This window comes from Pleomorphomonas sp. T1.2MG-36 (genome assembly GCF_950100655.1).
Lineage (GTDB): Bacteria > Pseudomonadota > Alphaproteobacteria > Rhizobiales > Pleomorphomonadaceae > Pleomorphomonas.
Window position 1 is genome coordinate 240,893 of sequence record NZ_CATNLY010000001.1, and the last position, 25,643, is coordinate 266,535.

Sequence of the window (25,643 nt, forward strand, 5' to 3'; positions counted from 1 at the left end):
GTTACGTCTTCGATCAGGCTGGATATGAGTGCCCAGTTGCGCTGTTCGTCGGGTCGCCTCGGCGGCAGCAGCAAGAGGCGCGGCAGATGCGGCCGCGATGTCGCCGGCTCCGGTTCGCGCTGGTCCGTTCGCTCCGGCGCCACGCTGACGGTGGCGACCCTCTTTTCCTCGTCGTTGAAAAGCAGACGGGCGAACCGAAGCATGTCTTCCGAAGGCTGGGTGTTGAGCTCGGACCACAGTTGCTGCCGATAGCGATCGTAGATGAGGCGAGCCTGCGACAATCTCCGGTCCTTGGCGTAAACCCGCATCAGAACCTGATGGGCGACATCGCTATAGGGATCGAGCTCGATGAGCCGCGCGGCGGCGGCCTTGATCGACGCTGCGTTCTGACGCGACAGCACGCCCGCCGCCTCTTCCAGAGCGGAAGCGAACTCGGCCAGCCAGAAATCGCGCCGTTCGAGAAGCCAGAGCTGGCCCGTTTCCGAAGGGATATCGAAGTCGGCGAGGAACTGGCCCGACATGTTGCGCAGAAAGGTCTCGAGGCGCGCGACCGAATCCGGGACAGGCTTCGGCTGCAACTCCTCGAAATCGAATCTGATGTCATCTCGGCAGAGCACGATGTCGGCGGACTCGATGTCGAGAAAGGTTGCCCCCAACTCGCGCTGGCGGATCCTGACCCGCGACAGAAGCTGGCGGAGGTTGCCAAGCGCCTTGGCTCCGCCGTCTTCGCCTTCCCCCCAAAGGAACGAGGCCAGTTCGGCTCGGGAAACCCGACCGGATGGACGGAATCCGAGAAAGACGCTTGCAATGAGTCCTTTGTCAGGGAACGTGGCCGGCTGACCGTCGCTCCCCGTCAACCGCAGTTCGCCGAAGGTTTTCAGTCCGAACGGCACGCCGGCCCTCTCCTTGGCTTGAAAACGCTTCGAGGCTCAGTTGGAGCGCAATCCACGGAAATCCGCATCGATCGAACGGCTCGCGAATGATGTCTCGCCATCATCGGCGAGCAGCTTCACGAGTTCGACGATGGACCGCCTGACTTTTGCGCTCCTGATGCGAACGAAAGCTTTGTTGAGCGCTACACCGTCCTGCGTCAGCAGCGACGCGTCGAGGACATCCGACAGGGGATCGGTCTCCTGGTGGGCATGATCGACGATAGCCTCGAAGAAGAAGCCCACGGGAACGCCCAAGACGTTGGCGATCGCCTGAAGGCGGGACGCGCTGATCCGGCTCATCCCCTTTTCGTACTTCTGCACCTGCTGGAACGTAACCCCCAACTGCTCTGCCAGCTTGCTCTGGCTCATTCCCAAGAGAAACCGGCGCATCCGTACGCGCGCACCAACGTGGATGTCGATCGGATTAGGCGACTTGACGGTCATTGGGGCCTCCAGCTTGGCGATGGTCGACGGGACTCGCGGCGATCAAGGGAGCTTGGGAAACAGGCCGAGTGAGCCACACCACAAATTAGTGTATTTGATGAGGCGCACAAAATAAAGTAGCAAGAACGCACTGATATTCGATGTTGAGGCAGGCTTGTAATTTGTACCGAGTCAGAAAAAGGAACGTGGAACCAAATTTTAGCTTTGCCAATCGCCCAATTGTTTGAATCCCTTCATTGCCCCGACGCGACGGAATGGACTACTATCACTGGACTTGAGGCAGGCGGGCGCAAGAATCCCGTCGCCGTAGGGAAGAAGCGAAAAAGGAGGCCTGGTACGAAATGACCGGGGCCGATTGCGTATTGGGCGTGGACTTGGGCACGTCATCGGTGAAGGCCGTGCTTGTCGACCGGGACGGTCGCATTCTCAGCCAGGGCCGAGCCGAGTATGGTTTCGTCAGCCTTCATAGCCTTTGGGCTGAACAGTCGTCGGACGTCTGGCTGCACGCCTTTACGGAAGCGGTGCGGGAGACGCTTCTCCGCTCCGGCGTATCTGCGCAAAATGTAAAGGGCATGGCGGTGTCGGCGATCGGCGGCGGCACCGGCATACCTGTCGACGTCGGCATGCAGCCGATCCGTCCCTGCCTGCTCTGGCTCGATCGCCGCGCCAAGATCGAGAGCGAGCGCGTCCGCCAGATGATCAGCGAGGAGGATCTCTACGCCATCACCGGCAACGGCGCCGACTCCTATTTCGGCTTCACCAAGATCCTCTGGATCAAGAACCACGAGCCCGAGGTCTGGTCGCGCATCAACTATTTCCTGCCGCCAAATGCCGACATCATTTACCGCCTGACCGGTGAAATCGCCATCGACCACTCGCAGGCCTGTAATATTGGCGGGGTCTATGATCTCGGCAAACGAGCCTGGTCCGAGGAAATGGCCGATATCCTGGACATCCCACCCTATTTCTTTCCGGAGCGGCTTGTCGGATCGCAGGAAGTCGTCGGGCGGCTACACAAGGCCGGAGCCCGCATGCTGGGGCTGGTGGAGGGGATGCCGGTCTGCGCCGGCGGCGTCGATGCCGCAGTCGCCACGCTCAGGGCCGGCGTCGTGCGGGAAGGCCAGCACGCCGCCATGCTGAGTTCGTCGACCTGTTGGGGGTTCATCCATTCCAGCGCCGGCCGCCTCCCCGGCCTTGTCTCGATGCCCTACGTGATCGACAGCGAGACGCTCACCTATTCCTACGGCGGTTCGGCGACATCGGGCTCGGTCGTCCAGTGGTTCCGCGACAATTTTGCCGACAACGAGCGCTTGGTGGAGTCTCTCACCAGCGGCGGCAAGCGGCGCATCTCGGCGTTCGATCTTTTGGACGAACATGCCTCGACCATTCAGCCCGGTTCCAATGGCTTGATGGTACTGCCCTATTTCATGGGCGAGCGCAGTCCGATCTGGGACGTCGACGCGCGCGGCACTATCACCGGGTTGACGCTCAACCATACCAAGTCGCACCTTTATCGGGCGATGCTGGAAAGCGTGGCCTATGCGCTCAAGAACAACATCGACTACGGCAGCGCCGCCTTTCGAGGCCTGGAGGATCAGCTGACCGTCGTCGGAGACGTTTCGAAATCCGATCTCTGGGTGGAAATCATCACCAACGTCACCGGCCGGCCGGTGCGCGTTCTGCCCAACAGCGGCAAGGCGGCCTATGGCGCAGCGGTGATCGCCGCCTACGGCATCGGCATGATCGACCGGCAACAGATGGGCGACTGGCTCACCGTCCAGCCGGCGCGGGTGCTGACGCCCGATGCCGCCGCGAACGTCGTCTACGAGCGCAGCTTCGAGAACTTCAAGCGGCTCTACGAGCACATGAAGTCCTACTTCCCGACGGCAACCGAGACCTGACGCCGCCTCAGGCGGCGGCGAAGCCTTCGAGCGGAAACTCGTATTCCTGCGCTTCCTGCGACTTGTGGCGGAACTCGCTGGGCGTGACGCCAATGACCTGACGGAACAGCCGGTTGTAGTTGGACACGTTGTTGAAGCCCACGAGGTAGCAGATCTCCTGGATGGAGCGAGACGTTGAGAACAGGTACTCGCAGGACTTGTTGATTCTCGTCTTGATCACGTAGCGGCGGAATCCGATGCCCGTGCATTCGATGAACCAGCGCGAGAACATCTTGTAGCTCATGCCGACGAGGTCGGCCGCCGTCTCCATCGACACGTCCTCCTCGATGTGCTCGCGGATATAGTCGACTACTTTGTTGAAGCGCCTCAGTGACGCGGTGCGCATGTCGATGAAGTAGCGCGACGTGCCGAGCACCGTCTTGCGGCGGCATTGTTTCAACTGGTCGATGATGCGCATGAACGAGATCAATCGCTCCAACGGCTCCTGCGTGTCGATGGTGTTCATCAGCCCGTAGACCGCCCGCTGCGTCTCTCCTCCATACTCGACGCCGAACACCGCCTCATCGAAGGCGGGGCGAAGAAGGCGCATCTCCGTCAGCACGTTGGCGCTGGCCTCGATCCACTCCTTTCGGAACTGCAGGATCAGGTCGCGTTCGGGAACCATGGTTCCGCTGCGGGCGTCGCTGACGAAGTTGTGCGGCGTGTAGGGCCCGATCAGGAACAGACTGCCGGGGCGGAAGCTCAGCACGTTGTCGCCGATGAACAGCTTGCCGCTGGTTCTGACGATCTGATGCAGTTCGTATTCGGGATGAAAGTGCCACCTGTCGCTGTCGTTCGGCCATCCGCAGCGCTCGAAGCGGAAGGAGTTCCCGAGGTTGTTGTCGTTCACCACGAGCGACGGCTTCATCTCCGGCATGGTCTGTCCTTCACCTTCGGCCGGTCCCGGCTCGTCCGACGCCAATGATCGGAAGCCACCGGCGCGGCTGTCAAGACGACCGCATCACTGCCGGCATCCACTGAGACCAAAGGCTAATCGGCGGAGCGGATTTCGTAGATGACTCAAGGGATGGGTGGAAAAAGTACAAGACAAATCAGGAAAATCGTCTAGGGGGCGACGTCGCGCTCAGCTAGAACGAATTCGCCGAAAGGCAATAATTACGGAGGAGACGTTATGAATATCAATGCAAAAGCGGTGCTACTCGCCGCTTCGGCGACGCTTGCCCTGTCGGCAGGCGCAGCTCTCGCCAAGGACGCTCCCAAGATTGGTGTTTCCTTTCAGGAAATGAACAACCCTTACTTCATCGTCATGAACGAGGAAGTCACGGCCTTCGCCAAGCTGCTCGGCGATAATACTGAAGTTTACGTTGCCGACGCTCGTCATGACGTTTCCAAGCAGCTCAGCGATATCGAGGACATGGTCTCCAAGGGTGTCAACATCCTCGTGGTGAACCCGACTGACTCCGAGGGCGTGCGCAGCGCCGTCGAAGCCGCCAAGGCCAAGGGCGTGACGGTGGTGTCCGTCGACGCGCAGGCCGCCGGCGTCGACGCTTTCGTCGGCTCCAAGAACTACGACGCCGGCGTGCTCGCCTGCGACGCGATGATCAAGGAAATCGGCGGCAAGGGAGAAGTCGCCATTCTCGACGGCATCGCCGTGGTTCCTATCCTGGAACGCGTACGCGGCTGCAAGGACGCCCTCGCCAAGGCGCCGGACGTCAAGCTGGTCGACATCCAGAACGGCCGTCAGGAGCGCGACATCTCCGTCGGCGTCGCCGAGAACATGATGCAGTCGCATCCGAACCTGAAGGGCATCTTCTCGGTCAACGACGGTGGCGCCATGGGCGTTCTCGCCGCCATCGAGGGTTCGGGCAAGGACGTGATCCTGACGTCGGTCGACGGCGCTCCGGAGGCCGTCAAGGCCATCGCCGCCGGTTCCGCCTTCAAGGCGACGGCCGCCCAGTTCCCGCGCGACCAGATGCGCATCGGTCTCTCCATCGCGCTTGCCAAGTACATGGGCGCCCATGTTCCGGCCGTGATCCCGATCGACGTCGAGCTCGTCGACAAGTCCAACGCGGAAACCTTCGCCTGGTAATCGATCCGCCGCGGGGAAGGTCAGTGCCCTCCCCGCGGCGAACCCGCTTCCCGGACAGTCCGATCAGCACCGCCGTCCCGGACGGCGCGTTCCGAGGGTTTCGCCATGCTCGAAATGAAACACATCACCAAGAGGTTCCCCGGCATCGTCGCCCTCAACGATGTCTCCCTCTCGCTGAAACGCGGCGAAGTTCATGCGCTGGTCGGCGAGAACGGTGCCGGCAAGTCGACACTGATGAAGATCCTGTCGGGCGTCTACCAGGCCGACGAGGGCGAGCTGCTGATCGACGGGGCGGCGGTACATCCGACACGGACGAGGGAGTCGGAAAAGCTCGGCATCAACATCATCTTCCAGGAATTCAGCCTGGTTCCCGATCTCAACGCCTTCGAGAACATCTTTCTCGGCCGTGAGATCCGCACGAAGCTCGGCACGCTTGACCGTCGCACAATGCGCCGCATGGCCCGCGAGGCTCTCGGCCGGCTCGACATGCATTTCCCGCTCGACTGCCCAGTGGCCGAGCTGACGGTTGCCGAGCAGCAATCGGTGGAAATCGTCAAGGCAACCATCTTCAAGTGCAACTTCCTTGTGCTCGACGAGCCGACGGCGACCCTGACACCGCGCGAAGTCAAAAAGCTGTTCGAGGTGATCGAGCGTCTCAAGGCGCTGGGCGTCGGCTGCTTCTTCATCTCGCACCATCTCGAGGAAATTTTCGAGATCGCCGACACCGTGTCGGTGCTGCGTGACGGCTGCCACGTCTACACCGGTCCCGTCGACGGATGCACCCAGGACGAGCTGATCTCCAAGATGGTCGGCCGCGAGGTGACGCAGGCCTTCCCGGCCAAGCGCGGCGTAGCCGACGCCGCCGAGCCGCCGATCATGGAAGTGCGCAAGTTGCGCTTCCCGGGCTCGGAGACCATCTCGTTCGAGGTGCGTCGTGGCGAAATTCTCGGCGTGGCGGGCTTGGTGGGTGCCAAGCGCACCGAGAGCTTCCTGGCCCTGATCGGCCGCGACGCCTCCATCGAGAAAGAGGTGCTGTTCCAGGGGCAACCGATCGATCTGCGTTCACCGCACGAGGCGCTGAGCCATGGCATCGGCTACCTGCCCGAGGATCGCAAGCGGACGGGCCTGTTCCTGCCGTTCTCCATTCGCTCTAATATCGTCATTAGCACGCTGACCCGGCTCACCAACAAGCTCGGCATGGTGCTGCCGCGCGAGGAGAAGGCGCTCAGCGATCGCTTCATCGAACGCATGCGCATCCGCACCACCTCCGATCTGAAGACGGTATCGGAGCTGTCCGGCGGCAACCAGCAGAAGGTCATCATCGCCCGCTGGCTGGCGAGCAACTGCAAACTTCTGATCTTCGACGAACCGACCCGTGGCATCGACGTGGGCGCGAAGGCTGAGATCTACATCATGCTGCAGGAGCTGGCAGCTCAAGGCCTTGGCGTCGTCGTGATTTCGTCAGACCTGCCGGAAGTGATCGGTCTTTGCGATCGCGTGCTCGTCATGCGCTACGGCTCAATCCGCGCCACGCTGACCGGCGCCGACATCAACTCAGAAAAAATAATGACTTACGCCTCGGGAGGTGAAAATGGGTGAAGCTGCTGCCACCGGCGCAACGCCGCGCGAAGAGCCCGCCGGACTGGTCGGCCTCGCCAAGACCGTCGTCGGCCGGCCGGAGTTCGTGTCCTTCGTGGCGCTGATCGTCCTGATGGTTCTGACCGCGACGATGAACGAGAACTTCTTCACGGTCGACAACCTGATGAACATCACGCGTCAGGTCTCCACCACCGGCATCATCGCCGTCGGCATGACTTTCGTCATCCTGACGGGCGGCATCGACCTCTCCGTCGGCGCCATCGTGGCGCTTGCCTCGACGCTGATGGCCGGCATGATCGCCAACATGGGATTTCCCTTCTGGGCGGCGGCCCTGGTGGCCATCTTCGGCGGCGCGCTGACGGGAGCCGTGTCGGGCTTCTTCATTGCCCGCTTTGCCCTGCCCCCGATCATCGTCACGCTGGCGATGATGGAAATCCCGCGTGGCCTCGGCCTCATCTACACCAACGGCTACCCGCTGCCGATCGACCGCGAGTTTGGCTTCCTGGGCCGGGAGTACGTCCTTGGCCTGCCGATCCCGACGCTGATCATGCTGATCGTCTTCGCGGCTGCCTATTTCGTGCTGAACCGCCTGCCGATCGGCCGCTACGTCTACGCCGTCGGCGGCAATGAAGACGCGGCCATCCTGTCGGGTATCCGCACCGCCCGCATCAAGCTGATGGTCTACGCCATCTCCGGCTTCACCGCCGCCATCGCCGGCATGATCCAGACCTCGCGTCTCCTGTCCGGCCAGCCCAACTCGGCTATCGGCGTGGAACTCGATGCCATCGCCGCCGTCGTGCTCGGCGGAACGGCGATCACCGGCGGTCGCGGACACATCGTCGGCACCCTGATCGGCGCCCTGTTGCTCGGCGTGCTCAACAACAGCCTCAACATGATCGGCCTGTCGCCTTACAGCCAGCGCGTCGTCAAGGGCGTGATCCTGCTGGTCGCCGTCCTCATCGGCTATCTCCGCAAGCAGAACTCGCGCTGATCCGGCATTCACGACCACCCGACCGGGCTCCGGCCCGGTCGGACAAAGCGGCCAGTCAGTCGCGCGTCCCAGCCCCATCTGACGTCGGCTGACCGCCAACCAAGCCGCCTGAACCGAACGAAAACACCCCAGCGCCGGACCGCCTGTCCGGTGAACGCCCTCTCCTTGCCCGGCGCCAGCCGGACCAGTCTCGCGTTTCTCCAGAGGACCAAGAGCCGTGACCTACTTTCTCGGAATCGACATCGGCGGAACCGTCATCAAGAGCGGCCTCTATGACGCCGAGGGACACGAAAAGGCCGTAGCCTCCGAGGTCGACAACGGCGTTGCCGCCCACCTTGGCTGGTCCGAGCGCGACATGAACGCCATGTGGCGGATCGTCGTCGGAACCATTCGCCGTGTCATCGCCGAGTCCGGAGTTTCCGCCGACGAGGTCGCCGGCGTCAGCTTCTCCGCCCATGGCAAGGGACTTTACGCGCTCGACGCCGATGGCGAGCCGGTGCGCAACGGCATCATTTCCTCGGACAACCGTTCGCTGTCGATCGTCAAGGACTGGAAGGCAAAGGGGCTCGACGCGGCGAGCTACCCCTTCGGCTATCAGCAGCTCTGGACAGGCCATCCGGTGTCCCTGCTCGCCTGGATGAAGGCGAACGAACCGGACAACTACAGCCGGACGCGCCACGTGCTGATGGCGCATGACTTCATCCGCTACAAGCTGACGGGCGTTTTCGCCGCCGAGGTCACCAACATCTCCGGCAGCAACCTCTACAACGTCGAGAAGGGCGCCTATGACTCCGCCCTGTTCAAGATGTTCGGCATCGACGAGATGGAAGGCTGCCTGCCGCCGGTCGTCGGGTCCGAGGAGTGCGTTGCCGGCTTGAATGCCAAGGCGGCCGAGGAAACCGGTCTCAAGACTGGCACGCCGGTGTTCGGCGGTTTCTTCGACGTCGTGTCGGCGGCGGTCTGCGCCGGTCTCGCCGATCCAAGCTTCGTCAACGTGGTAATGGGCACTTGGACCATCGTCACCTGGACGACCGATCGCATCCTGAAGCCGGAAGGCGACGCCTGGCCCTACATCTGGGGCCGCTATTGCATGCCCGATCGCTACTTCGTCCACGAAGGCAGCCCGACCTCGGCCGGCAATCTCGAGTGGTTCGTCCGCACGTTCCTTGGCGGCATGCCCGACTGCTATCGTCAGGCCGACCTGATGATCTCGGCGCTGCCGAAGGCCGGAACCGATATCCAGTTCCTGCCCTATCTCTTCGCCTCGAACCTTGGCGACGACCTGTCGGCCGGCCTGCATGGCCTCGCCAATGCCCATGGTCTCGGTCAGGTTCTGCAGGCGGTCTACGAGGGCATCTGCTTCTCCCAGCACGTTCACCTGGAACGGATCGTCAAGCTGTCCGGACGCGACAAGACGCTGCGCCTGACCGGAGGACCGACCCGGTCCAAGCCGTGGATGCAGATGGTCGCCGACATCTCGGAGATGCCGGTCGAGGTGATGCACGTCGAGCAGTCCGGCTGTCTTGGCGCGGCTATCGCGGCGGCGGTCGGGACCGGCGCCCACAAGGGGTTCGAGGAGGCCATGGCCGCCATGTGCCCGTCCGGCGCGCTGATCGAGCCCGACGCCAAGAGCTTCCCCGCCTATCGCGAGAAATACGCGGCTTTCCGCCGCCTGGCCGAAACCCTGTCCGCCCTGCCGGCCGGACGCTGAAAGCCAACAAGATCTGGAGGACGACGTGACCCGAGAGGCGTTGCCCAACCCGCTGGGCATCTACGAGAAGGCGCTGCCGAAGGACCTCGACTGGCCGGCGAGGCTGGCCCTCGCCAAGGCGCTGGATTTCGATTTCGTCGAAATGTCGATCGACGAAACCGACGAGCGCATGACGCGCCTGAGCTGGTCGAAAGCCGAACGCGCCGCCTTTTGCGCGTCGGTACGCGATCTGAACGTCGCCGTGCCGAGCGTCTGCTTGTCGGCGCATCGCCGGTTCCCGTTCGGCAGCCGCGATCCTGCGACGCGCGTCAAGGCACGCGACATCATGCGCCGGGCGATCGATCTCTGCGTCGACCTTGGCATCCGAACCATTCAGGTGGCCGGCTACGACGTCTACTACGAGGAAGCCGACGTCGGCACCAAGGAGCGGTTCATCGAAGGGCTCCAGTGGTCGGTGCGCGAGGCGGCCAAGGCGCAGGTGATGCTGGCGGTCGAGATCATGGACACCGCCTTCATCAACTCGATCACCCGTTGGCGCGAGTACGACCAGCTCATCCACTCGCCCTATTTCTGCGTCTACCCCGACCTCGGCAACCTGACGGCCTGGGGCAATGACGTCGACGCGGAACTCAGGGCCGGCATCGACCGCATCGTCGCCATTCACCTCAAGGACACGCGCAAGGTCACGGGCGACTTCCCCGGCCAGTTCCGTGACGTGCCCTTCGGCGACGGCTGCGTCGATTTCAAGGCCTGCTTCGCCACGCTGGCCGACCTCGGCTACCGCGGCCCCTTCCTGATGGAGATGTGGACGGAAAAGTCCGACGAGCCGGTGGTGGAAATCGCCACGGCACGACGCTGGATGATCGAGCAGATGCGCCTCGGCGGCCTGCTCCAAGCCGCATGAGACGATTTGAGGAAACGCCCAACAAACAAAGTGAATGTCCGTCGGAGACGGACGAAAGGAGACTGAAATGGCTGTGAGTATCGAAGGTAAGGTTGCCGCCATTACCGGTGGCGCGTCAGGCATCGGCTTGGCATGCGCCAAGGCCATGGCCGAGGCGGGTGCCCGTGTCGCCGTTGTCGACCGCGACGAGGAAGGTCTCGCCAAGGCCTGCGCCGAGATCGGCGCCAAGGCGTTCCCGGTTCGCATCGACCTCCTGGACCCCAAGAGCGTCGCCACCATGCTGCCGCAGATCATCGACAAGGCCGGCAAGCTCGACATCCTGCATGCCAACGCCGGTGCCTATATCGGCGGTGACGCCGCCACCGGCGATCCCGACGCCTGGGATCGCATGCTGAACCTCAACATCAACGCCGCCTTCCGCACCGTTCACGCCGTTCTGCCCTACATGATCGAACGCAAGCACGGCGACATTCTGATGACCAGCTCTGTTGCCGGCGTGGTTCCGGTGATGGTCGAGCCGATCTACACCGCCTCCAAGCATGCCGTTCAGGCCTTCGTTCACACGGTGCGGCGCCAGGTGGCCAAGCACGACGTGCGCGTCGGCGCGGTTCAGCCTGGTCCTGTCATCACAGCCCTCCTCAAGGACTGGGTACCGGAGCGGCTCGCCGCCCTGAAGGCCGCCGGCGGTCTCATCGAGCCCGAGGAAGTTGCCGATGCCGTCATGTTCATGCTGACGCGCCCGCGCAACGTCATCGTCCGCGATCTGGTGATCCTGCCGGCTCAGTTCGACATCTGATCCTCCCCAAGAAACGACACCTCCCCCACAAACTGACGGCGGCGCATCGGCAACGGTTCGCCGCCGCTTCTTGTTGAGGCATTCGTTTCTCGCCACCCACCGGCAATGTGGCTATTCTTGAATGGCGGGCCGGTGCCCGAGAAGGAGATTTTTCATGTCGCAGGTCCGGGTTCGCCCGATGGGTGCTACCGCCAGTCTCGATCGCAACGGCCACGGCGGCGTCGTCGCTCGCTCGGGCGCCAGCCTGACGCTGGCGGGCTCGCCGTCGATGGAGGGCTTCAACCCGTTGGAACTGCTGGACGCCTCGTTGGCCGGCTGTCTGGCGCTCAGCGTCCGCATTGCCGCCCGCAACCTGGGCTTCAACGAGCGCCTGGGGTCGGTCTCGGTGGAAGTGATCGGCGCCAAGGCCAGCGAACCGCCGTCCCGCATTGCCCGCCAAGCCTGCCGCTTTTCTATCGAGGGCGACTTCAACGACGCGGAGCGGCGGTCCCTCATCGAGGAGGCGCATAAGGTCTGCACCATCGGCAACAGCTATCATGCTTCGATAGACATCATTGACGGCGAGCCGCTCGCTTGAGCGCGGGCGATTGAGCCCGCTTGTCTATGGAAGGCTGTACGAGTAAGTTAATTCGATTATAGCTCGCTTTGCGCAAACCTGTTTCCTGACTGCCGGCCACTAGAGACGATGCCGACATTCTCATTTCCCCTGCCTCGGCTAGACTGGCCGCCAACAAGGTCGCCCAGTCGGCCGTCATCCGAGGAGAGAAACATGACCGCTTTGTCCGCCCGCGCCAACCGAACCCATCGTTCGGTCTTGAAAGCCACAACGGCTGCCATGCTGCTCCTCATGGGCGTTGCGCCGGCGCTGTCCGCCGAGGGCGGGCCTGACGCCACCATCAGCATCGGCTCGCTCTACGAGCCGCAGAACCTCGACAACACGGCCGGCGCCGGCCAGGGCATCAACGAAGCCTTCAACGGCAACGTCTACGAAGCGCTGTTCCGCCTCAACGACGACGGTTCCGTGTCGCCCAGCCTCGTCAAGGACTACAAGGTGTCCGACGATGGCCTCACCTACACCTTCACGCTCCAGCCAGGCGTCACCTTCCATTCCGGCGATCCCCTGACGTCGGCCGACGTCAAGTGGTCGATCGAGCGCGTGACGTCGGCCGACAGCAAGAGCTCGCGCAAGAACTCTCTGAAGCCGATCGCCTCCATCGAGACGCCCGACGACGCGACCGTGGTGATCAAGCTTTCCTCGCGTTCGATCTCCCTGCCCTACAATCTCTCCTATGTCTGGGTGATCAACGACGCGGCCAAGGACCTGCAATCCACCGAGGACGGCACCGGGCCCTATGCGCTCGATGGCTGGCAGCGCGGTTCCCAGCTTGCCGTCAAGCGCTTCGACAAATACTGGGGCCCGAAGCCGGAAAACGGCGAGGTGGTCTTCAAGTACTTCACCGAAGCGACCGCCCTCAACAACGCCCTGCTGACCGGCGCCGTGGACGTCATAACGTCCGTGCAGAGCCCGGACTCGCTGGCCCAGTTCAAGGACAATCCGGACTTCACCGTGGCCGAGGGCAAGTCGACCACCAAGCTGCTGTTGGCCTACAACGACCGCGTCGCCCCATTCGACAACGTCAAGGTGCGCAAGGCGCTGGCCCGCGCCGTCGATGACAAGAAGCTGCTGGAAGCGGTATGGGGCGAGTACGGTTCCCTGATCGGCTCCTTCGTGCCGCCGACCGATCCTTGGTACGTCGATCTAACCAAGGTCGATGCCTACGATCCCGAAGGCGCCAAGGCGCTCCTCGCCGAGGCCGGCTACCCCGATGGCTTCACCTTCACCATCGATACGCCCAACTACGACCCGCATCCGCTCGCCGCGCAGTTCCTGCAGGGTGAGCTTGCCAAGATTGGCGTCAAGGTGAACATCAACGTTATCACCGCCAACGAGTGGTACACCAAGATCTACAAGGCGCACGATTTCCAGGCGACCTTGCAGGAGCATGTGAACCACCGGGACATCGTCTTCTACGGCAATCCGGACTTCTACTGGGGGTACAACAACCCCAAGGTCGTCGATCTGATCAAGGCGTCCGAAGAGGCCAAGACGGTCGACGAGCAGACCGAGAAGCTGAAGGAGGCCAACATCCAGATCGCCGAGGACGCGGCCAGCAACTGGCTCTACCTCTATCCGCAGATCGTGGTGTCCAAGAAGTCTGTCAGCGGCTATCCCCTCAACGGTCTCAACTCGCAGTTCTTCGCCTACGGCATCAAGAAGGCGGATTGACCCTTCTCTTCGGGCCTCAGGCGCCGGTCGGCGCCGGAATCCGCTGACGCGGCTTCGTTCAGTCGCTCGACACCCATCGCCGCCCGACCTAATGTCGGGCGGCGTTTGACGCTGTTCCAAAGGTGCCGCCATTCTCGCCTATCTCGTCCGTCGGACGGCGATCCTCCTCGTTTCGGTGCTGATCGCCGCCGCTGTCCTGTTCCTGCTGCTGCGCCTTTTGCCGGGAGACCCGGCCAATGCGCTCGTCTCCGTCGGGGCCGATCCCGAGCAGATCGAGGCCGCCCGTCGTCAGGTCGGATCCGACTTGCCGATCGCGGCGCAATTCGTCCGCTATATCGGTCAGCTCGGCAGCTTCGATCTCGGAGCCTCCTTCGTGTCCGGCGTGCCTGTCCTTGAGGAAATCGGCCGCCGCCTGACCCTGACGCTGCCGCTCACCGCCCTCGCCTTCAGCTGCGCCATACTTCTTGCCCTGCCGCTCGGCATTCTCGCTGCGGTCAAGCGCGACCGCTGGTACGGCAACCTCATCTCGGTGATCTCGCAGTTTGGCGTGGCCGTGCCGGTGTTCTGGATCGGCATCCTCCTGGTCACGGCGTTCGCCGTGAAGCTGCGCCTCTTTCCGTCGAGCGGCTTTCCCACATCAGGCTGGCGCGATCCGCTCGCGGCCCTGCACCAGCTTGCCCTGCCCATCCTCACCATTGCCCTGGTGATGTCGGCATCGCTCATCCGCTACGTTCGCTCGGCAACTCTCGACGTCATCGGCTCCGACTATCTTCGGACCGCCAGGGCGCTGGGTGCCGGCTACGGCGAAGCGCTGATCCGTCACGGCATTCGCAATGGCGCGGTGCCCGTCATCTCCATTCTCGGCATCGAACTCGCCTCGACGCTGCTCGGCGCAGTCGTGGTCGAGCGCGTCTTCTCGCTGCCCGGCCTCGGCTCCATGCTGCTCAGCGGCATCGAGCAGCGCGACTATCCGAGCGTTCAGGGCGTTCTGTTCATCTCGACGCTCCTGGTCCTTCTCGTCGGCTTCGCGGCCGATCTCGCGCAGCGTCTGGTCGATCCTCGCCTGCGCGGGCCAAGCGGAGGCCGGTCATGACCGCCACGGTGCCCGTCCTCGCTCCTCCCACCTCCATGCGGGTCACGCCGACGTTCCTGATCGGCGCGACATTGGTCGGCCTTCATGTCGTCGTCGGACTGCTGACGCTCGTCTGGACGCCGTACGATCCGACGGCGATGACGGGTGGCCGCCTCGCCCCGCCATCTCTTGCCCACTGGGCCGGTACCGACCGGCTCGGCCGCGATCTCTTCACGGAAATCATGGTTGGCGCCCGCATCGCTCTCGCCGTTGGAACCGGTGCCGTGGCGATCGCCGCGGCCATTGGCGTCACGGTCGGACTTCTGGCGGCTTTCGCATCCCGAGCCGTAGATGACGTGCTGGCCGCGACGCTCGATATCCTGATCGCCTTTCCGACGCTGCTGCTCGCCATGCTGATCGTGGCGGCAAGCGACGGCGCGAGCCTCGGCACCGCCATCCTCGCCATCGGCATCGCCTCTTCGTCCATCGTCGCCCGCCTCACCCGCATTCTGGCGCGGCGCGTTCTCGCCATGGACTACATCACGGCGGCCCGCGTGTCGGGAACCGGCTGGCTCGGCATCGTTCGCATCCACGTGCTGCCCAACATCTGGCCGACGCTGATCGTCAACTTTGCCCTGCAGTTCGGATTGGCTGTCATTGCCGAGGCGTCCCTGTCCTATCTCGGGCTTGGCGCTCCGCCGCCCAATGCGTCATGGGGACGGCTTCTGCAGGAGGCGCAGGCGACGGTCTACACCGCCCCCTTCGGCGCCATCGCACCCGGCCTGGCTCTGGTCTCTCTAGTGATCGGCCTCAACCTTTTTGCCGACGGTCTCCGCGACGTCGCCGATCCGACGCGGCGGAGGCGCTGATGGACGACCTCCTCTCAATCGAAAGTCTCTCGATCCGTCATGCCGGTCGCTCTCTGGTCTCCGGCGTGTCGCTATCCGTCGCCGCCGGAGAGCGCGTCGGGTTGATTGGCGAAAGCGGGTCCGGCAAGTCGCTGACGGCACTCGCGGCCATCGGGCTCCTTCCCGAGGGAATGACCGCTTCGGGGTCGGTAAGACTCGCTGGCCGTCAGGTGATCGGCGCCACCGACCGTGAGGTCGTCGGCCTGCGCGGCACGGCCGTCGCCACCATATTCCAGGAACCGCTGACCGCTCTCGATCCGCTGATGCGGATCGGCGGTCAGATTGCCGAAGTCGTGCGTCGACGTGCCCGCCACGACGGGCGTTCCCTCTCGCGAGCCGACGTCTTTACCGAGGTAACGGGGCTGATGGCTCGCGTCGCCCTGCCCGATCCCGCTCGTCTTGCGCGCGCCTATCCGCACGAGATGTCCGGCGGTCAGCGCCAGAGGGCGGCCATCGCCATGGCACTGGCCTGTCGGCCGCACCTGCTCATCGCCGACGAGCCGACCACCGCACTCGATGTCACGACACAGGCCGAAGTGCTGAAGCTATTGGAAAGGCTGGTGCGCGAGGAGAACATGGGGCTCCTGTTCATCAGCCACGACCTGCCGGTAGTGGGCACCGCCGTCGATCGCGTGCTGGTTCTGCGAGCCGGCGAACTGGTCGAGGAAGGGCCTGTCGCCGAGGTGTTCCGTCGGCCGAGCCACCCCTACACCGTCGGTCTCGTCGAGGCGGCGCGCGCCTTCGACCAAGCCATAGGAGCGGCGCTATGAGCCTCGTCGACCTTACCGCCGTATCCTTCGCCTATGGGCGCGGCCGCACCGTGCTCGACGGCGTCGACCTTCGCATAGAGGCCGGCCGAAACCTGGGCATCGTCGGCGAGAGCGGATCGGGCAAGACCACTCTCCTCCGCCTGCTGCTCGGCCTCGCCCGACCGTCCTCCGGCCGGATCGCCTTTCGCGACGCTGCGCTCGATCCCGGCGACCGCTCGTTCATGCGCGGCTTCCGGCGGGCCGTCCAGGCCGTGTTCCAGGATCCCTATTCGTCGCTCGACCCACGCCAGAAGATCGCCGACATCGTCGCCGAGCCCCTGCGGTCGTTGAAAATAGCCACCGATGTCGACGCTGCGGTCGCCGAGGCCCTGGCCTCCGTCGATCTGCCGCTCGACGCCGCCGGCCGTTATCCGCACGAGTTCTCCGGCGGTCAGCGTCAGCGCATCGCTATCGCTCGCGCCATCGTCTCGCAACCCGAGCTGGTGCTGGCCGACGAGGTGGTCAGTGCACTCGACCTGACGACGCGCATCCGCATCGTCGAGCTTCTGAAGGCCCTGTCGGCAAAGACGACCCTGGTGCTGGTCTCGCACGACATCGGCTTCGTGGCCCTCCTCTGTCAGGATCTCGTCATCCTGGAAAAGGGGCGCATCGTCGAGCAGGGGCCGGCCCGCGACATCCTGTCGGCGCCAAAGCATCCCTACACGCAGCGCCTACTCGAAAGCACCCCGCGCCTGCCTGAGTTCGCTTGACGTCTGGTTACTGCGCGTCCCGGTCGCCGTCGACGAGACCGAGGCGCGTCATCTTGTCGTAGAGGGTCGATTTCGGAACTCGCAGAGCCTGGGCGGTCGGCCCGAGGCTGCCGCCACTGCGACCAAGCGCATCGACGATCATCGCCCGTTCGAACGCCGCCACTGCCTCGGTCAGCGACAATGGTTCCACGGCGGGCGCCTCGGCAAACGGCGGGAAGCCCGCCTCGATACCGAGGACGCAGCGGTCGGCCACATTGCGCAACTCGCGAACATTGCCGGGCCAGTCGTAGGCCATCAGCGTGCGCAGGCGGGCGTCGTCGAGCGCCGGTACCGGCCGGCCGTGCACGACAGAGGCCTGTTCGGCGAAATGGGCGAACAGCAGCGGGATGTCCTCGCGCCGATCCCGGAGGGCCGGCAGCGCCAGCGACGCGACGGCGAGCCGGTAGTAGAGGTCGGACCGGAAGCGCCCTTCGGCCGACATCTTGCCAAGGTCGCCCTTGACGGCCGCGACGATGCGGCAGTCGACGGGAACGGAGGTATTGGAGCCAAGCCGTTCCAGCGTCCGCTCCTGCAAGACGCGCAGGAGCTTGATCTGAACGCTGGCCGGCGTGGTCTCGACCTCGTCGAGAAACAGCGTGCCGCCACTGGCATGCTCGATCTTGCCGATGCGGCGCTTCGTCGCGCCGGTGAAGGCGCCGGCCTCGTGGCCGAACAGCTCGCTTTCGACGAGATGCTCTGGCAAGCCGCCGCAATTGATCGCCACGAAGTGGCCCTTGCGGCGGGGGCTCTCGTCATGCAGACAGCGGGCGACCAACTCCTTGCCGGTGCCGGTGTCGCCGCTGATCAGCACCGACGCGTTGGTGCTGGCGATATCGGCGATGACCCGGCGAAGCTTCACCATGGCGGGAGAGCGGCCGATGATGCGCCACTCGAGGCGACCGCCATCGGTGAGCTTGTGGCGGAGGCGGCGAACTTCGAGCGCCAGCGCCCGTTTCTCGCGCGCCCGGCGGACCACGTCGACCAGATGCTCGGGAGAAAAGGGCTTCTCTATGAAATCATAGGCGCCCGCGCGCATCGCCTGAACGGCGAGCGAGACATCCCCGTGGCCGGTGATCAGAATGACGGGCAAGTCGACGTCGGCCGCCTGCATGTCCTTGAGGAGCGACAGGCCATCGCGGCCGGGCAGACGCACGTCCGAGACGATGACGCCCGGTCGCGCCTCGGCAATCCGCCGCAACGCCTCCTCGACCGACCCCGTGCCGATGGTCGGCACTCCCTCCAGCTGAAGAGCCTGCTCGCAGCCGAGCAGCACGTCCGGGTCATCCTCGACAATCAGAACCCGCAGGTCGTCGATCGTAGCCTTCGTCATGTCGCCTCCCTGGCGCCCGCCGGAACTGTCATCGAGAACACGGCGCCCCGCCCCTCCGCGTTGGAGGCGACGAGCTCGCCGCCGAAGTCGCGAATGATGCCGGCCGAGATCGTCAGACCCAGGCCGAGACCGACGCCAGGCGCCTTGGTGGTGAAAAAAGGCTCGAACATATGGGTGAGCCGTTCCGGTGGCAGGCCCGGTCCACTGTCGCGGATATCGATCCGAGCAAAATCGCCCTCGCGCCGGGCCGAGAGAACGATCCGCTGATCCTCTTCGCCTTCCATGGCATCGACCGCATTGCCGATGAGGTTGAGCAGCACCTGCTCGAAGCGGTTGGCGTCGCACCAGAGGTCGATATCGCCGCCTTCGATGTCGATTGTCACCGCCACGCCCCCACGCGTCAGGCGATGGTTGAGCAGGAACAGCACGTCGTCAACGAGCTTGCGCAGCCCGATGAGCTGCGGTTCGCCCGACGACTTGCGGGCAAACGTCTTGAGCTCTCCGGTCAGGTGTCCCATGCGCTCGACAAGCGGACGGACACGTTCGAGATTGCTGCGCACGGTGCCGAACTCGCCACGCTCCAGGAATTTCACGGCATTGCCGGATAGCGTCACCAGCGCTGCGAGCGGCTGGTTGAGTTCGTGGGCGATCCCGGCCGAAAGCTGGCCAAGGCTTGCGAGCTTGCTGGCCTGCACGAGGCCGGATTGGGCGTCGCGCAAAGTACGCTCGGCACGTTCGCGCTCCTCCACCTCGCGCAGCAAACGCTCGTTGGTGGCCGACAGCGCCGCCGTCCTATCCGCCACCTCGCTCTCAAGATGGTCGTGGGCCTGTTGCAACGCGGCGCGCGCTGCCAGGATCTCGCGAAGATGCCGGCGGCGCTGGCGGTAGACCGCCAGAAGACCAAGGCACAGCAGACTGCCAAGACCGGCCAGCGCCGCCCAAAGTCGTGCGAGATCGTCCATTTCCGAGAGATTGGTGAAGACCGTCAGGGTCCAGGGCGTCTCGGGCATCGCACGGCTCTCGGCGAGAAAAAGGCCCTCCGTCGAGAAGCCGCTGTCCGAACCGGTGACGCCCGGCAGACGCACGATGCGCGTGCCGCTGTCGAGATCGCGCAAGGTGGAGAGGCCGATCGGCGCGAGCGATCGGTCGTTGTACTGCTGGGCCTCCGCGATCTCCTTGCGGGCCTTCTCGTCGAGCGCCACCAAGGTGCCATATTTCCAGGCCGGCACCGAGGAGAGCACGACGACGCCGTGCTCGTCGCTGAGGATGGCCGGCGACTCCGCCGACGCCCAGGAGCGTTCGAGCTGTTCAAGGCTGACCTTCACCACGCCGATGCCAAGTGTGTTGTTGCCCCGAACAATGGCCGTCGCCAGAAAATAGCCAGGCTGAAGGTTGGTGGTGCCGATGCCGTAAAAGCGCGACACCCGACCGACGCCGGCATTCTGATAGTAGGGGCGGTAGGAGAGATCGCGGCCGACGAAGCTGTCCCACTTGTTCCAGTTGCTCGATGCGATCACCCGGCCGGTCTTGTCGAGCAGAAACACGTCGAGCGTGCCGATGCGGTCGTTGAGCGCCTCGAGATAGCTGTCGACGCGATAACGCTGCGTCGAGTCCTTGGGGTTGTCGAGCAGCGCGAGGATTGTGCCGTCGAGCGCCATCACATACGGATAGCTCGCATACTTGCCGATCTCGCGCTCGAAACTCGCCGCATAGAGATCGAGCCGGTGGCCGGCACTGGCGCGGGTCGCCGAAAGCGACAGTTCGAAGACGACACGGTAGGCGACGAAAGCGACGACGGCCGCAATGGCAAGGGCACCTGCCAACGGCAAGATCGCCGCGAGGCGGAACCGGCGGCGTTTCGGTATGATGCTCTCGGTCTTCTCGGCCAATACGGCTCCTCCCGCCGTCTTCCACATTCCATCGATAGCGCAAGGCCGCCCGGCGGAAAAGCCGGACGGCCATGGCTGGCAAGAACTCGGGATCAGCCGAGGATCTTCAGGAGGAAGACCGCCAGCACCACCATGGCGGCGCCGCCGATACGGGTGGAGATCTGGGCGAAGGGCATCAGGCCCATGCGGTTCGACGCCGAGAGGATGGCGACGTCGCCGGTACCGCCGAGACCCGAATGACAGCAGGTGACGATGGCCGCCTCGACTTCATACATCTTGAGCAGCTTGCCGACGAACCAGCCCGACGACACCATGGCCAGGACCGTGGCGGCACAGATGGCGAAATAGGCCGGCGTGAAGGCGGCGATCAGATCGTTCCAAGGAACGTAGAGCGTGCCGAGGCCGACCAAGAGCGGGAAGGTCATGTTGGTGGTCATGAACTTGTACATCTGGTGGGCGCCGGTCTCCATCCGCTCGGGGATGAGCGCCGACACCTTGAGCAGGGCTGCGCCGATGATCATCAGGATCGGACCGGGAATGCCGGTGAACGGCGACAGGAAAGCGCCGAGGATGAACATGGTGCAGGCCATCAGGAGGCCGGCGCCCATCAGCGGCAGCTCGATCTTCTTCTCGACGGCCATCTCCTGCAGAAGTTCGTTGTCGTCGCCGGTGCGGACCAGAAGGCCGTTGCCGGAATACTGCGGCTTCTTCTCGCCGATGCGCTTCAGGACGCCCGAGGAGATGATGGCCACCACATTGCCGATCAGGGCCGCCGGGATCAGCGAGGCGATCAGTTCCGGTTGGGCCGTGCCGAGAATGTCGGCATAGGCGAGCGACAACGGCAGGATGCCCTCGCCGATGCCGCCGGCGACGATCGGCATGACGATGAAGAAGAAGGTGTGCTTGAACTCGTAGCCAAAGGCCATGCCGACGAGCCCGCCGGCCAGGACGGCGCCGAACGTGCCGACGGCGAGTGGCACGAACATCTTGAGAAAGCCCTGGATGAGCACCTTGCGGTTCATGCCGAGCATGGAGCCGGTCACCAGACAGGCAATGTAGAGGTAGAGGAAGTTCGACGTCTTCATCACCGCCTTGATGGCGTCCGACGTCGCCGGGTTCATGACCTGATAGCCGAGCATGGCCGACGGCACGAACAGGCAAAGGATGGCCGAGCCGCCGATGCTCTTCAGATAGGGAATGCGGCCGCCGATTTCTCCAAGCAGGAAGCCCAGCACCATGATGGCGGCAAAGCCGCCGATCATATCGGCCGGCAGCTTGCCGATCACCGAGGCGCCGAAGACGACGCTGGCAATCGCAAGATAGAGCGGAAGCGGTACCGGGCCGACCTTGTAGGCGGCGATGCGGGACAGAAGGCTGCCGCCCGTCTCCGCCGCGATCGCGTCGTTCTGAGTGATGTCCGTCATGTTCATTCCTCCTGCCCCGGCGCATATCGGTCTGTGGCGGGGCCTTGTCTGGGACTGTCCGGCGGTCCGATATCTCCGGCGCCGGAATGGCTTCGGTCCGAGGTTTGCGGCTTCCAAAGCCCGCATCCGCCAGCCGATATGCCCCGACCCTCCGTCCTCGTTCCCTCCTCGGAAGGCGATCGTCGCATGAGAAATGAATGGCATCAGGCGTGCCAATTCGCGCTGCCGGCTAAACGCCTGTTCCATCGATTTAATTTTGGGGGAGAGAGGGCGGGTGGTCCGGATTTCCGGACACGAGCCTCGGTCGACCGTCCGGAAATCCGCACGATCCTGAGCGGGCCATATAAGTGATACAACTGATTTTGTTGAAGTTTTCGACGGCCTCTCCAACGCGAAGCCCGTCCGATGCCCCTCAGGGGACTTACCTCCTCTTGAAACGATATGTAAGCTGGCGCAAACCGCCGGCCGAACGGATCGAGGCCTTCGGGAGATAAGGGACCGCCATGAAGACGATCAAGGGACCGGGCATATTCCTCGCGCAGTTCGTGAGCGCCGCGCCGCCCTTCGACAGCCTCGACGGATTGGCGCGCTGGGCGAGCGGCCTCGGGTACGTCGGGTTGCAGTTGCCGACGACGGCCGGACTTTTCGATCTGGAGAAGGCCGCGACGTCTCAGACCTATGCCGACGAGCTGAAAGGCCGGTTGGGAGAGGCCGGCGTCGAAATCACCGAGCTCTCAACCCATATCCAGGGGCAGCTCGTCGCCGTCCATCCCGCCTACGACCAACTGTTCGACGGATTCGCGCCCGAGGCGGTGCGGGGCAATCCCTCTGCCCGTACCGCATGGGCGACCCGCGAGCTGAAGCTCGCCGCCGAGGCGTCTCGCCGTCTCGGCCTTTCAGCCCATGCGACCTTCTCCGGCGCCCTCGCCTGGCCCTATGTCTATCCATGGCCGCAGCGGCCGGCCGGTCTCGTCGAGGAGGCCTTCGCCGAGCTTGCCCGCCGCTGGAAACCTATTCTGAACGCGTTTGAAGATGCCGGCGTCGATGCATGTTTCGAGCTGCACCCGGGCGAGGACCTGCACGACGGTGTGACCTTCGAGCGGTTTCTAACCGCCGTCGGCAACCATCCCCGCGCCAACATCCTCTACGACCCGTCGCATTTCGTGCTGCAGGCGCTCGACTACCTTGCCTTCCTCGACATCTATCACGAGCGCGTCAAGGCCTTTCACGTCAAGGATGCCGAGCTCAACCCCTCCGGTCGGTCTGGCGTCTATGGCGGCTATCAATCGTGGGTGGACCGTCCCGGCCGCTTCCGTTCGCTCGGCGACGGCCAGGTGGACTTCTCGTCGATCTTCTCCAAGATGGCCCAGTACGACTTTCCCGGTTGGGCGGTGCTCGAGTGGGAGTGCGCGCTGAAGCATCCCGAGGATGGCGCGGCCGAAGGAGCTCCGTTCATTGCCAACCACATCATCCGCGTCACCGAACACGCCTTTGACGATTTCGCCCAGAGTGGCGCCGATGCTGCCACAAACCGCCGGCTGCTCGGCATCGGTTGAGGACAGGACATGAGTCAAACCCGCATCAAACTCGCCATGGTCGGCGGCGGCGCCACGGCCTTCATCGGCGCGGTGCATCGCATCGCCATGCGCTTGGACGACCGCTTCGAGCTGGTGGCCGGCGCCCTCGACGTCGACGCCGAGCGGGGGCGCGCCTTTGCTGCCACGCTGGGCATTGCCCCGGATCGCGCCTACGCCACCTACCAGGAGCTGATCGACAAGGAGGCGTTGCGTCCGGACCGCGTCGACGCGGTGGTGATCGTCACGCCCAACTTCCTGCATTACCCCATCGCCAAGGCGGCGCTGGAAGCTGGGTTCGACGTGATCTGCGAAAAGCCGATGACCACGACGCTGGACGATGCGAAGGCTCTGGCGGCGCTGGTTCAGTCGACCGGCCGCCGCTTCTTCCTGACCCATACCTATACCGGCTATCCGATGGTGCGACAGGCCCGCGAGATGATCGCCGCCGGGGAGATCGGCAAGCTTCGCCGCGTCGAGGTGGAGTACCTTCAGGACTGGCTGGCCGCGCCGGTCGAGAACACCGGTGCCGAGGGCGCCGTGTGGCGCACCGACCCCAAGAAGGCTGGCGTCGGCGGCGCCATCGGCGATGTCGGCACCCACGCCTGGAATCTTGCCGCCTTCGTCGCCGGCGAAGAGCCGACCCACCTTCTTGCCGAACTGTCGACCCTGGTCGAGGGGCGCCGGGTCGACGACGACGCCGCCATCCTCCTGCGCTACGCGTCCGGCGCCAAGGGATCGATCCTGGCGAGCCAGGTGCTGCCCGGCAATGGCAACAACGTATCGTTCCGCATCTACGGCGACAAGGCCGGCCTCGAATGGTGGCAGGAAAAGCCGGAGGAGCTGTGGTTCACCCGGCTCGGCGAACCGCGCCAGATGATCCGCCGCAACGGCGCAGGCGCAACCAGCGCCGCCATCGCCGGCAGCCGCGTACCGGCCGCCCACCCCGAGGGCTATCTCGAAGCGTTCGCCAATCTCTACCGCGACGCCGCCGATGTCCTCTCGGGCAAAGCCGCCAGCACCGTGGTGCCGACAGCCCTCGACGGCGTCAGCGGCTCGAAGTTCGTCGAGGCCTGCCTGAAGTCCAATGCGGCCGGCAACGTCTGGACCGAGATCGGTTGACCGCCATTGTTCGCCGAACTGTTGCGGCACAAACAAGATCGGCTCGGATGAACCGATTTCATGAGCATCCGCCGATCAGGTCGAAACCGGCTTGATCGGCGGACACGTCAGTTTGCGCCAGAAGGAATGGGAATGGTCGACACGGATAACAACCTCGTCATCTTCGACACCGATCCGGGGATTGACGACGCCATGGCGCTTTTGTTCCTGAAGGCCCAGACAAGTCTGAAACTTGCCGCCATCACCACGGTATTCGGGAACGCCGAAACCGACGTCACCACCCGCAACGCCCTTTATCTTGCCCAACGCTTCGGCATCGACGTGCCGGTCTATGCCGGAGCGACCGCGCCGTTGACCATCGGTCGCCGGCCGGCGCCAACGTTCATTCACGGCGAGGACGGACTGGGAGACACCGCCGTTGCCCAGGGTTTCTCCGCCCGACCGGCCGATGGCCATGCGGCGGACCGGATGGTCGAGATCATCAAGGCCAACCCCGGTCAGGTGACGATACTCGCCGTGGCGCCACTGACCAATCTCGCTCTGGCTCTCAAGCGCGATCCGGGCATCGCCGCCTTGGTGAAGGACGTGGTGATCATGGGCGGCGCCTTCGCCTGGGGTGGGCGGCGCGGCAACGCCACCCCAGTGGCCGAAGCCAACATTCACAACGATCCACACGCCGCCGATATCGTCTTCACCGCCGCCTGGCCGGTGACGGCCATCGGCCTCGATGTCACCAGTCATTGCGTGGCGTCCCACGACGACGCGGCCCAGTTGGCGTCCTGCGGCGAGGCTGGCCGCTTCCTCTGGGATATCTCCCGCGGTTATGAAGCGGTCTATCGTCACTATAATCAGGTGGACGGTTGCTGCCTGCACGATGTGGCGGCGGCCGCGTATCTGGTGGCGCCGGAGCTGTTCAAGCTCCGCTCGGGGGCGGTGCGCGTCCTGACCGAGGGCATCGCCATCGGCCAGTCCATTCAGAAGCTCGATGGGCACACGTTCGGTCCCAATGCATGGGACGGACACCCATCCAAACTGGTCGCCGCGGACGCCGACTACGCGGGCATCGTCGAGAGCTACAAGTCCGCCATTCGCTCGCTCGGCTGAGGATAAGC

21 protein-coding genes and 1 pseudogene are annotated in these 25,643 nt (G+C 64.2%); 16 read left to right on the top strand and 6 right to left on the bottom strand.

What is annotated here, in order from left to right; all coding sequences use genetic code 11:
* Nucleotides 1-254: 254 nt before the first annotated feature.
* A pseudogene (locus QQZ18_RS23735) lies at nucleotides 255-521 on the bottom strand (hypothetical protein); the annotation flags it as partial.
* A gap of 408 nt (nucleotides 522-929) precedes the next feature.
* The gene (locus QQZ18_RS01160; RefSeq protein WP_284537438.1) at nucleotides 930-1,376 is read right to left on the bottom strand and encodes a helix-turn-helix domain-containing protein; all 447 of its coding nucleotides are present in this window, start codon (nucleotides 1,374-1,376) and stop codon (nucleotides 930-932) included.
* 341 nt (nucleotides 1,377-1,717) lie between these two features.
* On the opposite strand from QQZ18_RS01160, the gene QQZ18_RS01165 reads away from it, so the two are divergent.
* Nucleotides 1,718-3,277, top strand: coding sequence for an FGGY-family carbohydrate kinase (locus tag QQZ18_RS01165; RefSeq protein WP_284537439.1), 1,560 nt, complete (start codon nucleotides 1,718-1,720; stop codon nucleotides 3,275-3,277).
* 7 nt (nucleotides 3,278-3,284) lie between these two features.
* On the opposite strand, the gene QQZ18_RS01170 is transcribed toward QQZ18_RS01165, so the two are convergent.
* Complete coding sequence (locus QQZ18_RS01170) at nucleotides 3,285-4,193, bottom strand: AraC family transcriptional regulator (RefSeq protein ID WP_284537440.1); 909 nt, start codon at nucleotides 4,191-4,193, stop codon at nucleotides 3,285-3,287.
* 261 nt (nucleotides 4,194-4,454) lie between these two features.
* On the opposite strand from QQZ18_RS01170, the gene QQZ18_RS01175 reads away from it, so the two are divergent.
* The 12 genes from QQZ18_RS01175 (at nucleotide 4,455) to QQZ18_RS01230 (ending at nucleotide 17,153) form a co-directional block, all read left to right on the top strand.
* Nucleotides 4,455-5,366 (top strand): substrate-binding domain-containing protein, encoded by a 912-nt coding sequence (locus QQZ18_RS01175; RefSeq protein WP_342398910.1) that lies wholly within the window; start codon nucleotides 4,455-4,457, stop codon nucleotides 5,364-5,366.
* 105 nt (nucleotides 5,367-5,471) lie between these two features.
* On the top strand, nucleotides 5,472-6,965 hold the full coding sequence (locus tag QQZ18_RS01180) for a sugar ABC transporter ATP-binding protein (protein ID WP_284537442.1): 1,494 nt from the start codon (nucleotides 5,472-5,474) through the stop codon (nucleotides 6,963-6,965).
* Nucleotides 6,958-7,956, top strand: a complete 999-nt coding sequence (locus tag QQZ18_RS01185) for an ABC transporter permease (protein ID WP_284537443.1) — start codon at nucleotides 6,958-6,960, stop codon at nucleotides 7,954-7,956. Before QQZ18_RS01180 ends, QQZ18_RS01185 begins: the two co-directional genes overlap by 8 nt.
* A gap of 217 nt (nucleotides 7,957-8,173) precedes the next feature.
* The gene (locus tag QQZ18_RS01190) at nucleotides 8,174-9,667 is read left to right on the top strand and encodes an FGGY-family carbohydrate kinase (RefSeq protein ID WP_284537444.1); all 1,494 of its coding nucleotides are present in this window, start codon (nucleotides 8,174-8,176) and stop codon (nucleotides 9,665-9,667) included.
* 25 nt (nucleotides 9,668-9,692) lie between these two features.
* The gene (locus tag QQZ18_RS01195; RefSeq protein WP_284537445.1) at nucleotides 9,693-10,571 is read left to right on the top strand and encodes an L-ribulose-5-phosphate 3-epimerase; all 879 of its coding nucleotides are present in this window, start codon (nucleotides 9,693-9,695) and stop codon (nucleotides 10,569-10,571) included.
* Between the two features lie 67 nt (nucleotides 10,572-10,638).
* Complete coding sequence (locus QQZ18_RS01200) at nucleotides 10,639-11,367, top strand: SDR family oxidoreductase (protein ID WP_284537446.1); 729 nt, start codon at nucleotides 10,639-10,641, stop codon at nucleotides 11,365-11,367.
* Nucleotides 11,368-11,521: 154 nt separating this feature from the next.
* Nucleotides 11,522-11,944: an OsmC family protein gene (locus tag QQZ18_RS01205; RefSeq protein WP_284537447.1), complete on the top strand. Its 423-nt coding sequence runs from the start codon at nucleotides 11,522-11,524 to the stop codon at nucleotides 11,942-11,944.
* Between the two features lie 258 nt (nucleotides 11,945-12,202).
* A complete protein-coding gene (locus QQZ18_RS01210) occupies nucleotides 12,203-13,654 on the top strand; it encodes an ABC transporter substrate-binding protein (protein ID WP_284538783.1) in 1,452 nt (483 codons plus the stop codon).
* Nucleotides 13,655-13,784: 130 nt separating this feature from the next.
* The gene (locus tag QQZ18_RS01215; RefSeq protein WP_284538785.1) at nucleotides 13,785-14,747 is read left to right on the top strand and encodes an ABC transporter permease; all 963 of its coding nucleotides are present in this window, start codon (nucleotides 13,785-13,787) and stop codon (nucleotides 14,745-14,747) included.
* A gap of 35 nt (nucleotides 14,748-14,782) precedes the next feature.
* Nucleotides 14,783-15,595 carry an ABC transporter permease gene (locus QQZ18_RS01220; protein WP_284538787.1) on the top strand — a complete coding sequence of 271 codons (813 nt, stop codon included), beginning with the start codon at nucleotides 14,783-14,785 and terminating at the stop codon, nucleotides 15,593-15,595.
* Entirely contained in the window at nucleotides 15,595-16,404 is an 810-nt protein-coding gene (locus tag QQZ18_RS01225; RefSeq protein WP_284537448.1) for an ATP-binding cassette domain-containing protein, read from the top strand. The genes QQZ18_RS01220 and QQZ18_RS01225 overlap by 1 nt, the downstream gene beginning before the upstream one ends.
* Complete coding sequence (locus QQZ18_RS01230) at nucleotides 16,401-17,153, top strand: ATP-binding cassette domain-containing protein (protein WP_284537449.1); 753 nt, start codon at nucleotides 16,401-16,403, stop codon at nucleotides 17,151-17,153. Before QQZ18_RS01225 ends, QQZ18_RS01230 begins: the two co-directional genes overlap by 4 nt.
* A 7-nt stretch (nucleotides 17,154-17,160) precedes the next feature.
* Here QQZ18_RS01230 and QQZ18_RS01235 read toward each other — a convergent pair whose 3' ends face one another.
* The 3 genes from QQZ18_RS01235 to QQZ18_RS01245 all read right to left on the bottom strand — a co-directional run bounded on the left by QQZ18_RS01235 (nucleotide 17,161) and on the right by QQZ18_RS01245 (nucleotide 21,835).
* Nucleotides 17,161-18,522, bottom strand: coding sequence for a sigma-54-dependent transcriptional regulator (locus QQZ18_RS01235; RefSeq protein WP_284537450.1), 1,362 nt, complete (start codon nucleotides 18,520-18,522; stop codon nucleotides 17,161-17,163).
* Nucleotides 18,519-20,411 (bottom strand): sensor histidine kinase, encoded by a 1,893-nt coding sequence (locus QQZ18_RS01240; protein ID WP_284537451.1) that lies wholly within the window; start codon nucleotides 20,409-20,411, stop codon nucleotides 18,519-18,521. Before QQZ18_RS01240 ends, QQZ18_RS01235 begins: the two co-directional genes overlap by 4 nt.
* 92 nt (nucleotides 20,412-20,503) lie before the next feature.
* Complete coding sequence (locus tag QQZ18_RS01245; protein WP_284537452.1) at nucleotides 20,504-21,835, bottom strand: 2-hydroxycarboxylate transporter family protein; 1,332 nt, start codon at nucleotides 21,833-21,835, stop codon at nucleotides 20,504-20,506.
* A 503-nt stretch (nucleotides 21,836-22,338) separates the two neighbouring features.
* On the opposite strand from QQZ18_RS01245, the gene QQZ18_RS01250 reads away from it, so the two are divergent.
* From QQZ18_RS01250 to QQZ18_RS01260, 3 genes are all read left to right on the top strand, one after another.
* Nucleotides 22,339-23,391, top strand: a complete 1,053-nt coding sequence (locus QQZ18_RS01250) for a sugar phosphate isomerase/epimerase family protein (RefSeq protein WP_284537453.1) — start codon at nucleotides 22,339-22,341, stop codon at nucleotides 23,389-23,391.
* Between the two features lie 9 nt (nucleotides 23,392-23,400).
* The gene (locus QQZ18_RS01255; protein ID WP_284537454.1) at nucleotides 23,401-24,531 is read left to right on the top strand and encodes a Gfo/Idh/MocA family protein; all 1,131 of its coding nucleotides are present in this window, start codon (nucleotides 23,401-23,403) and stop codon (nucleotides 24,529-24,531) included.
* 132 nt (nucleotides 24,532-24,663) lie between these two features.
* The gene (locus QQZ18_RS01260) at nucleotides 24,664-25,635 is read left to right on the top strand and encodes a nucleoside hydrolase (protein ID WP_284537455.1); all 972 of its coding nucleotides are present in this window, start codon (nucleotides 24,664-24,666) and stop codon (nucleotides 25,633-25,635) included.
* Nucleotides 25,636-25,643 lie beyond the last annotated feature (8 nt).

Bases quoted from the DNA above. Each gene is read 5' to 3' on its own strand.
- QQZ18_RS01160 (WP_284537438.1), bottom strand. From the start codon at position 1,376: ATGACCGTCAAGTCGCCTAATCCGATCGACATCCACGTTGGTGCGCGC.
- QQZ18_RS01165 (WP_284537439.1), top strand. From the start codon at position 1,718: ATGACCGGGGCCGATTGCGTATTGGGCGTGGACTTGGGCACGTCATCG.
- QQZ18_RS01170 (WP_284537440.1), bottom strand. From the start codon at position 4,193: ATGCCGGAGATGAAGCCGTCGCTCGTGGTGAACGACAACAACCTCGGG.
- QQZ18_RS01180 (WP_284537442.1), top strand. From the start codon at position 5,472: ATGCTCGAAATGAAACACATCACCAAGAGGTTCCCCGGCATCGTCGCC.
- QQZ18_RS01185 (WP_284537443.1), top strand. From the start codon at position 6,958: ATGGGTGAAGCTGCTGCCACCGGCGCAACGCCGCGCGAAGAGCCCGCC.
- QQZ18_RS01200 (WP_284537446.1), top strand. From the start codon at position 10,639: ATGGCTGTGAGTATCGAAGGTAAGGTTGCCGCCATTACCGGTGGCGCG.
- QQZ18_RS01205 (WP_284537447.1), top strand. From the start codon at position 11,522: ATGTCGCAGGTCCGGGTTCGCCCGATGGGTGCTACCGCCAGTCTCGAT.
- QQZ18_RS01210 (WP_284538783.1), top strand. From the start codon at position 12,203: ATGCTGCTCCTCATGGGCGTTGCGCCGGCGCTGTCCGCCGAGGGCGGG.
- QQZ18_RS01220 (WP_284538787.1), top strand. From the start codon at position 14,783: ATGCGGGTCACGCCGACGTTCCTGATCGGCGCGACATTGGTCGGCCTT.
- QQZ18_RS01225 (WP_284537448.1), top strand. From the start codon at position 15,595: ATGGACGACCTCCTCTCAATCGAAAGTCTCTCGATCCGTCATGCCGGT.
- QQZ18_RS01230 (WP_284537449.1), top strand. From the start codon at position 16,401: ATGAGCCTCGTCGACCTTACCGCCGTATCCTTCGCCTATGGGCGCGGC.
- QQZ18_RS01235 (WP_284537450.1), bottom strand. From the start codon at position 18,522: ATGACGAAGGCTACGATCGACGACCTGCGGGTTCTGATTGTCGAGGAT.
- QQZ18_RS01245 (WP_284537452.1), bottom strand. From the start codon at position 21,835: ATGACGGACATCACTCAGAACGACGCGATCGCGGCGGAGACGGGCGGC.
- QQZ18_RS01250 (WP_284537453.1), top strand. From the start codon at position 22,339: ATGAAGACGATCAAGGGACCGGGCATATTCCTCGCGCAGTTCGTGAGC.
- QQZ18_RS01255 (WP_284537454.1), top strand. From the start codon at position 23,401: ATGAGTCAAACCCGCATCAAACTCGCCATGGTCGGCGGCGGCGCCACG.
- QQZ18_RS01260 (WP_284537455.1), top strand. From the start codon at position 24,664: ATGGTCGACACGGATAACAACCTCGTCATCTTCGACACCGATCCGGGG.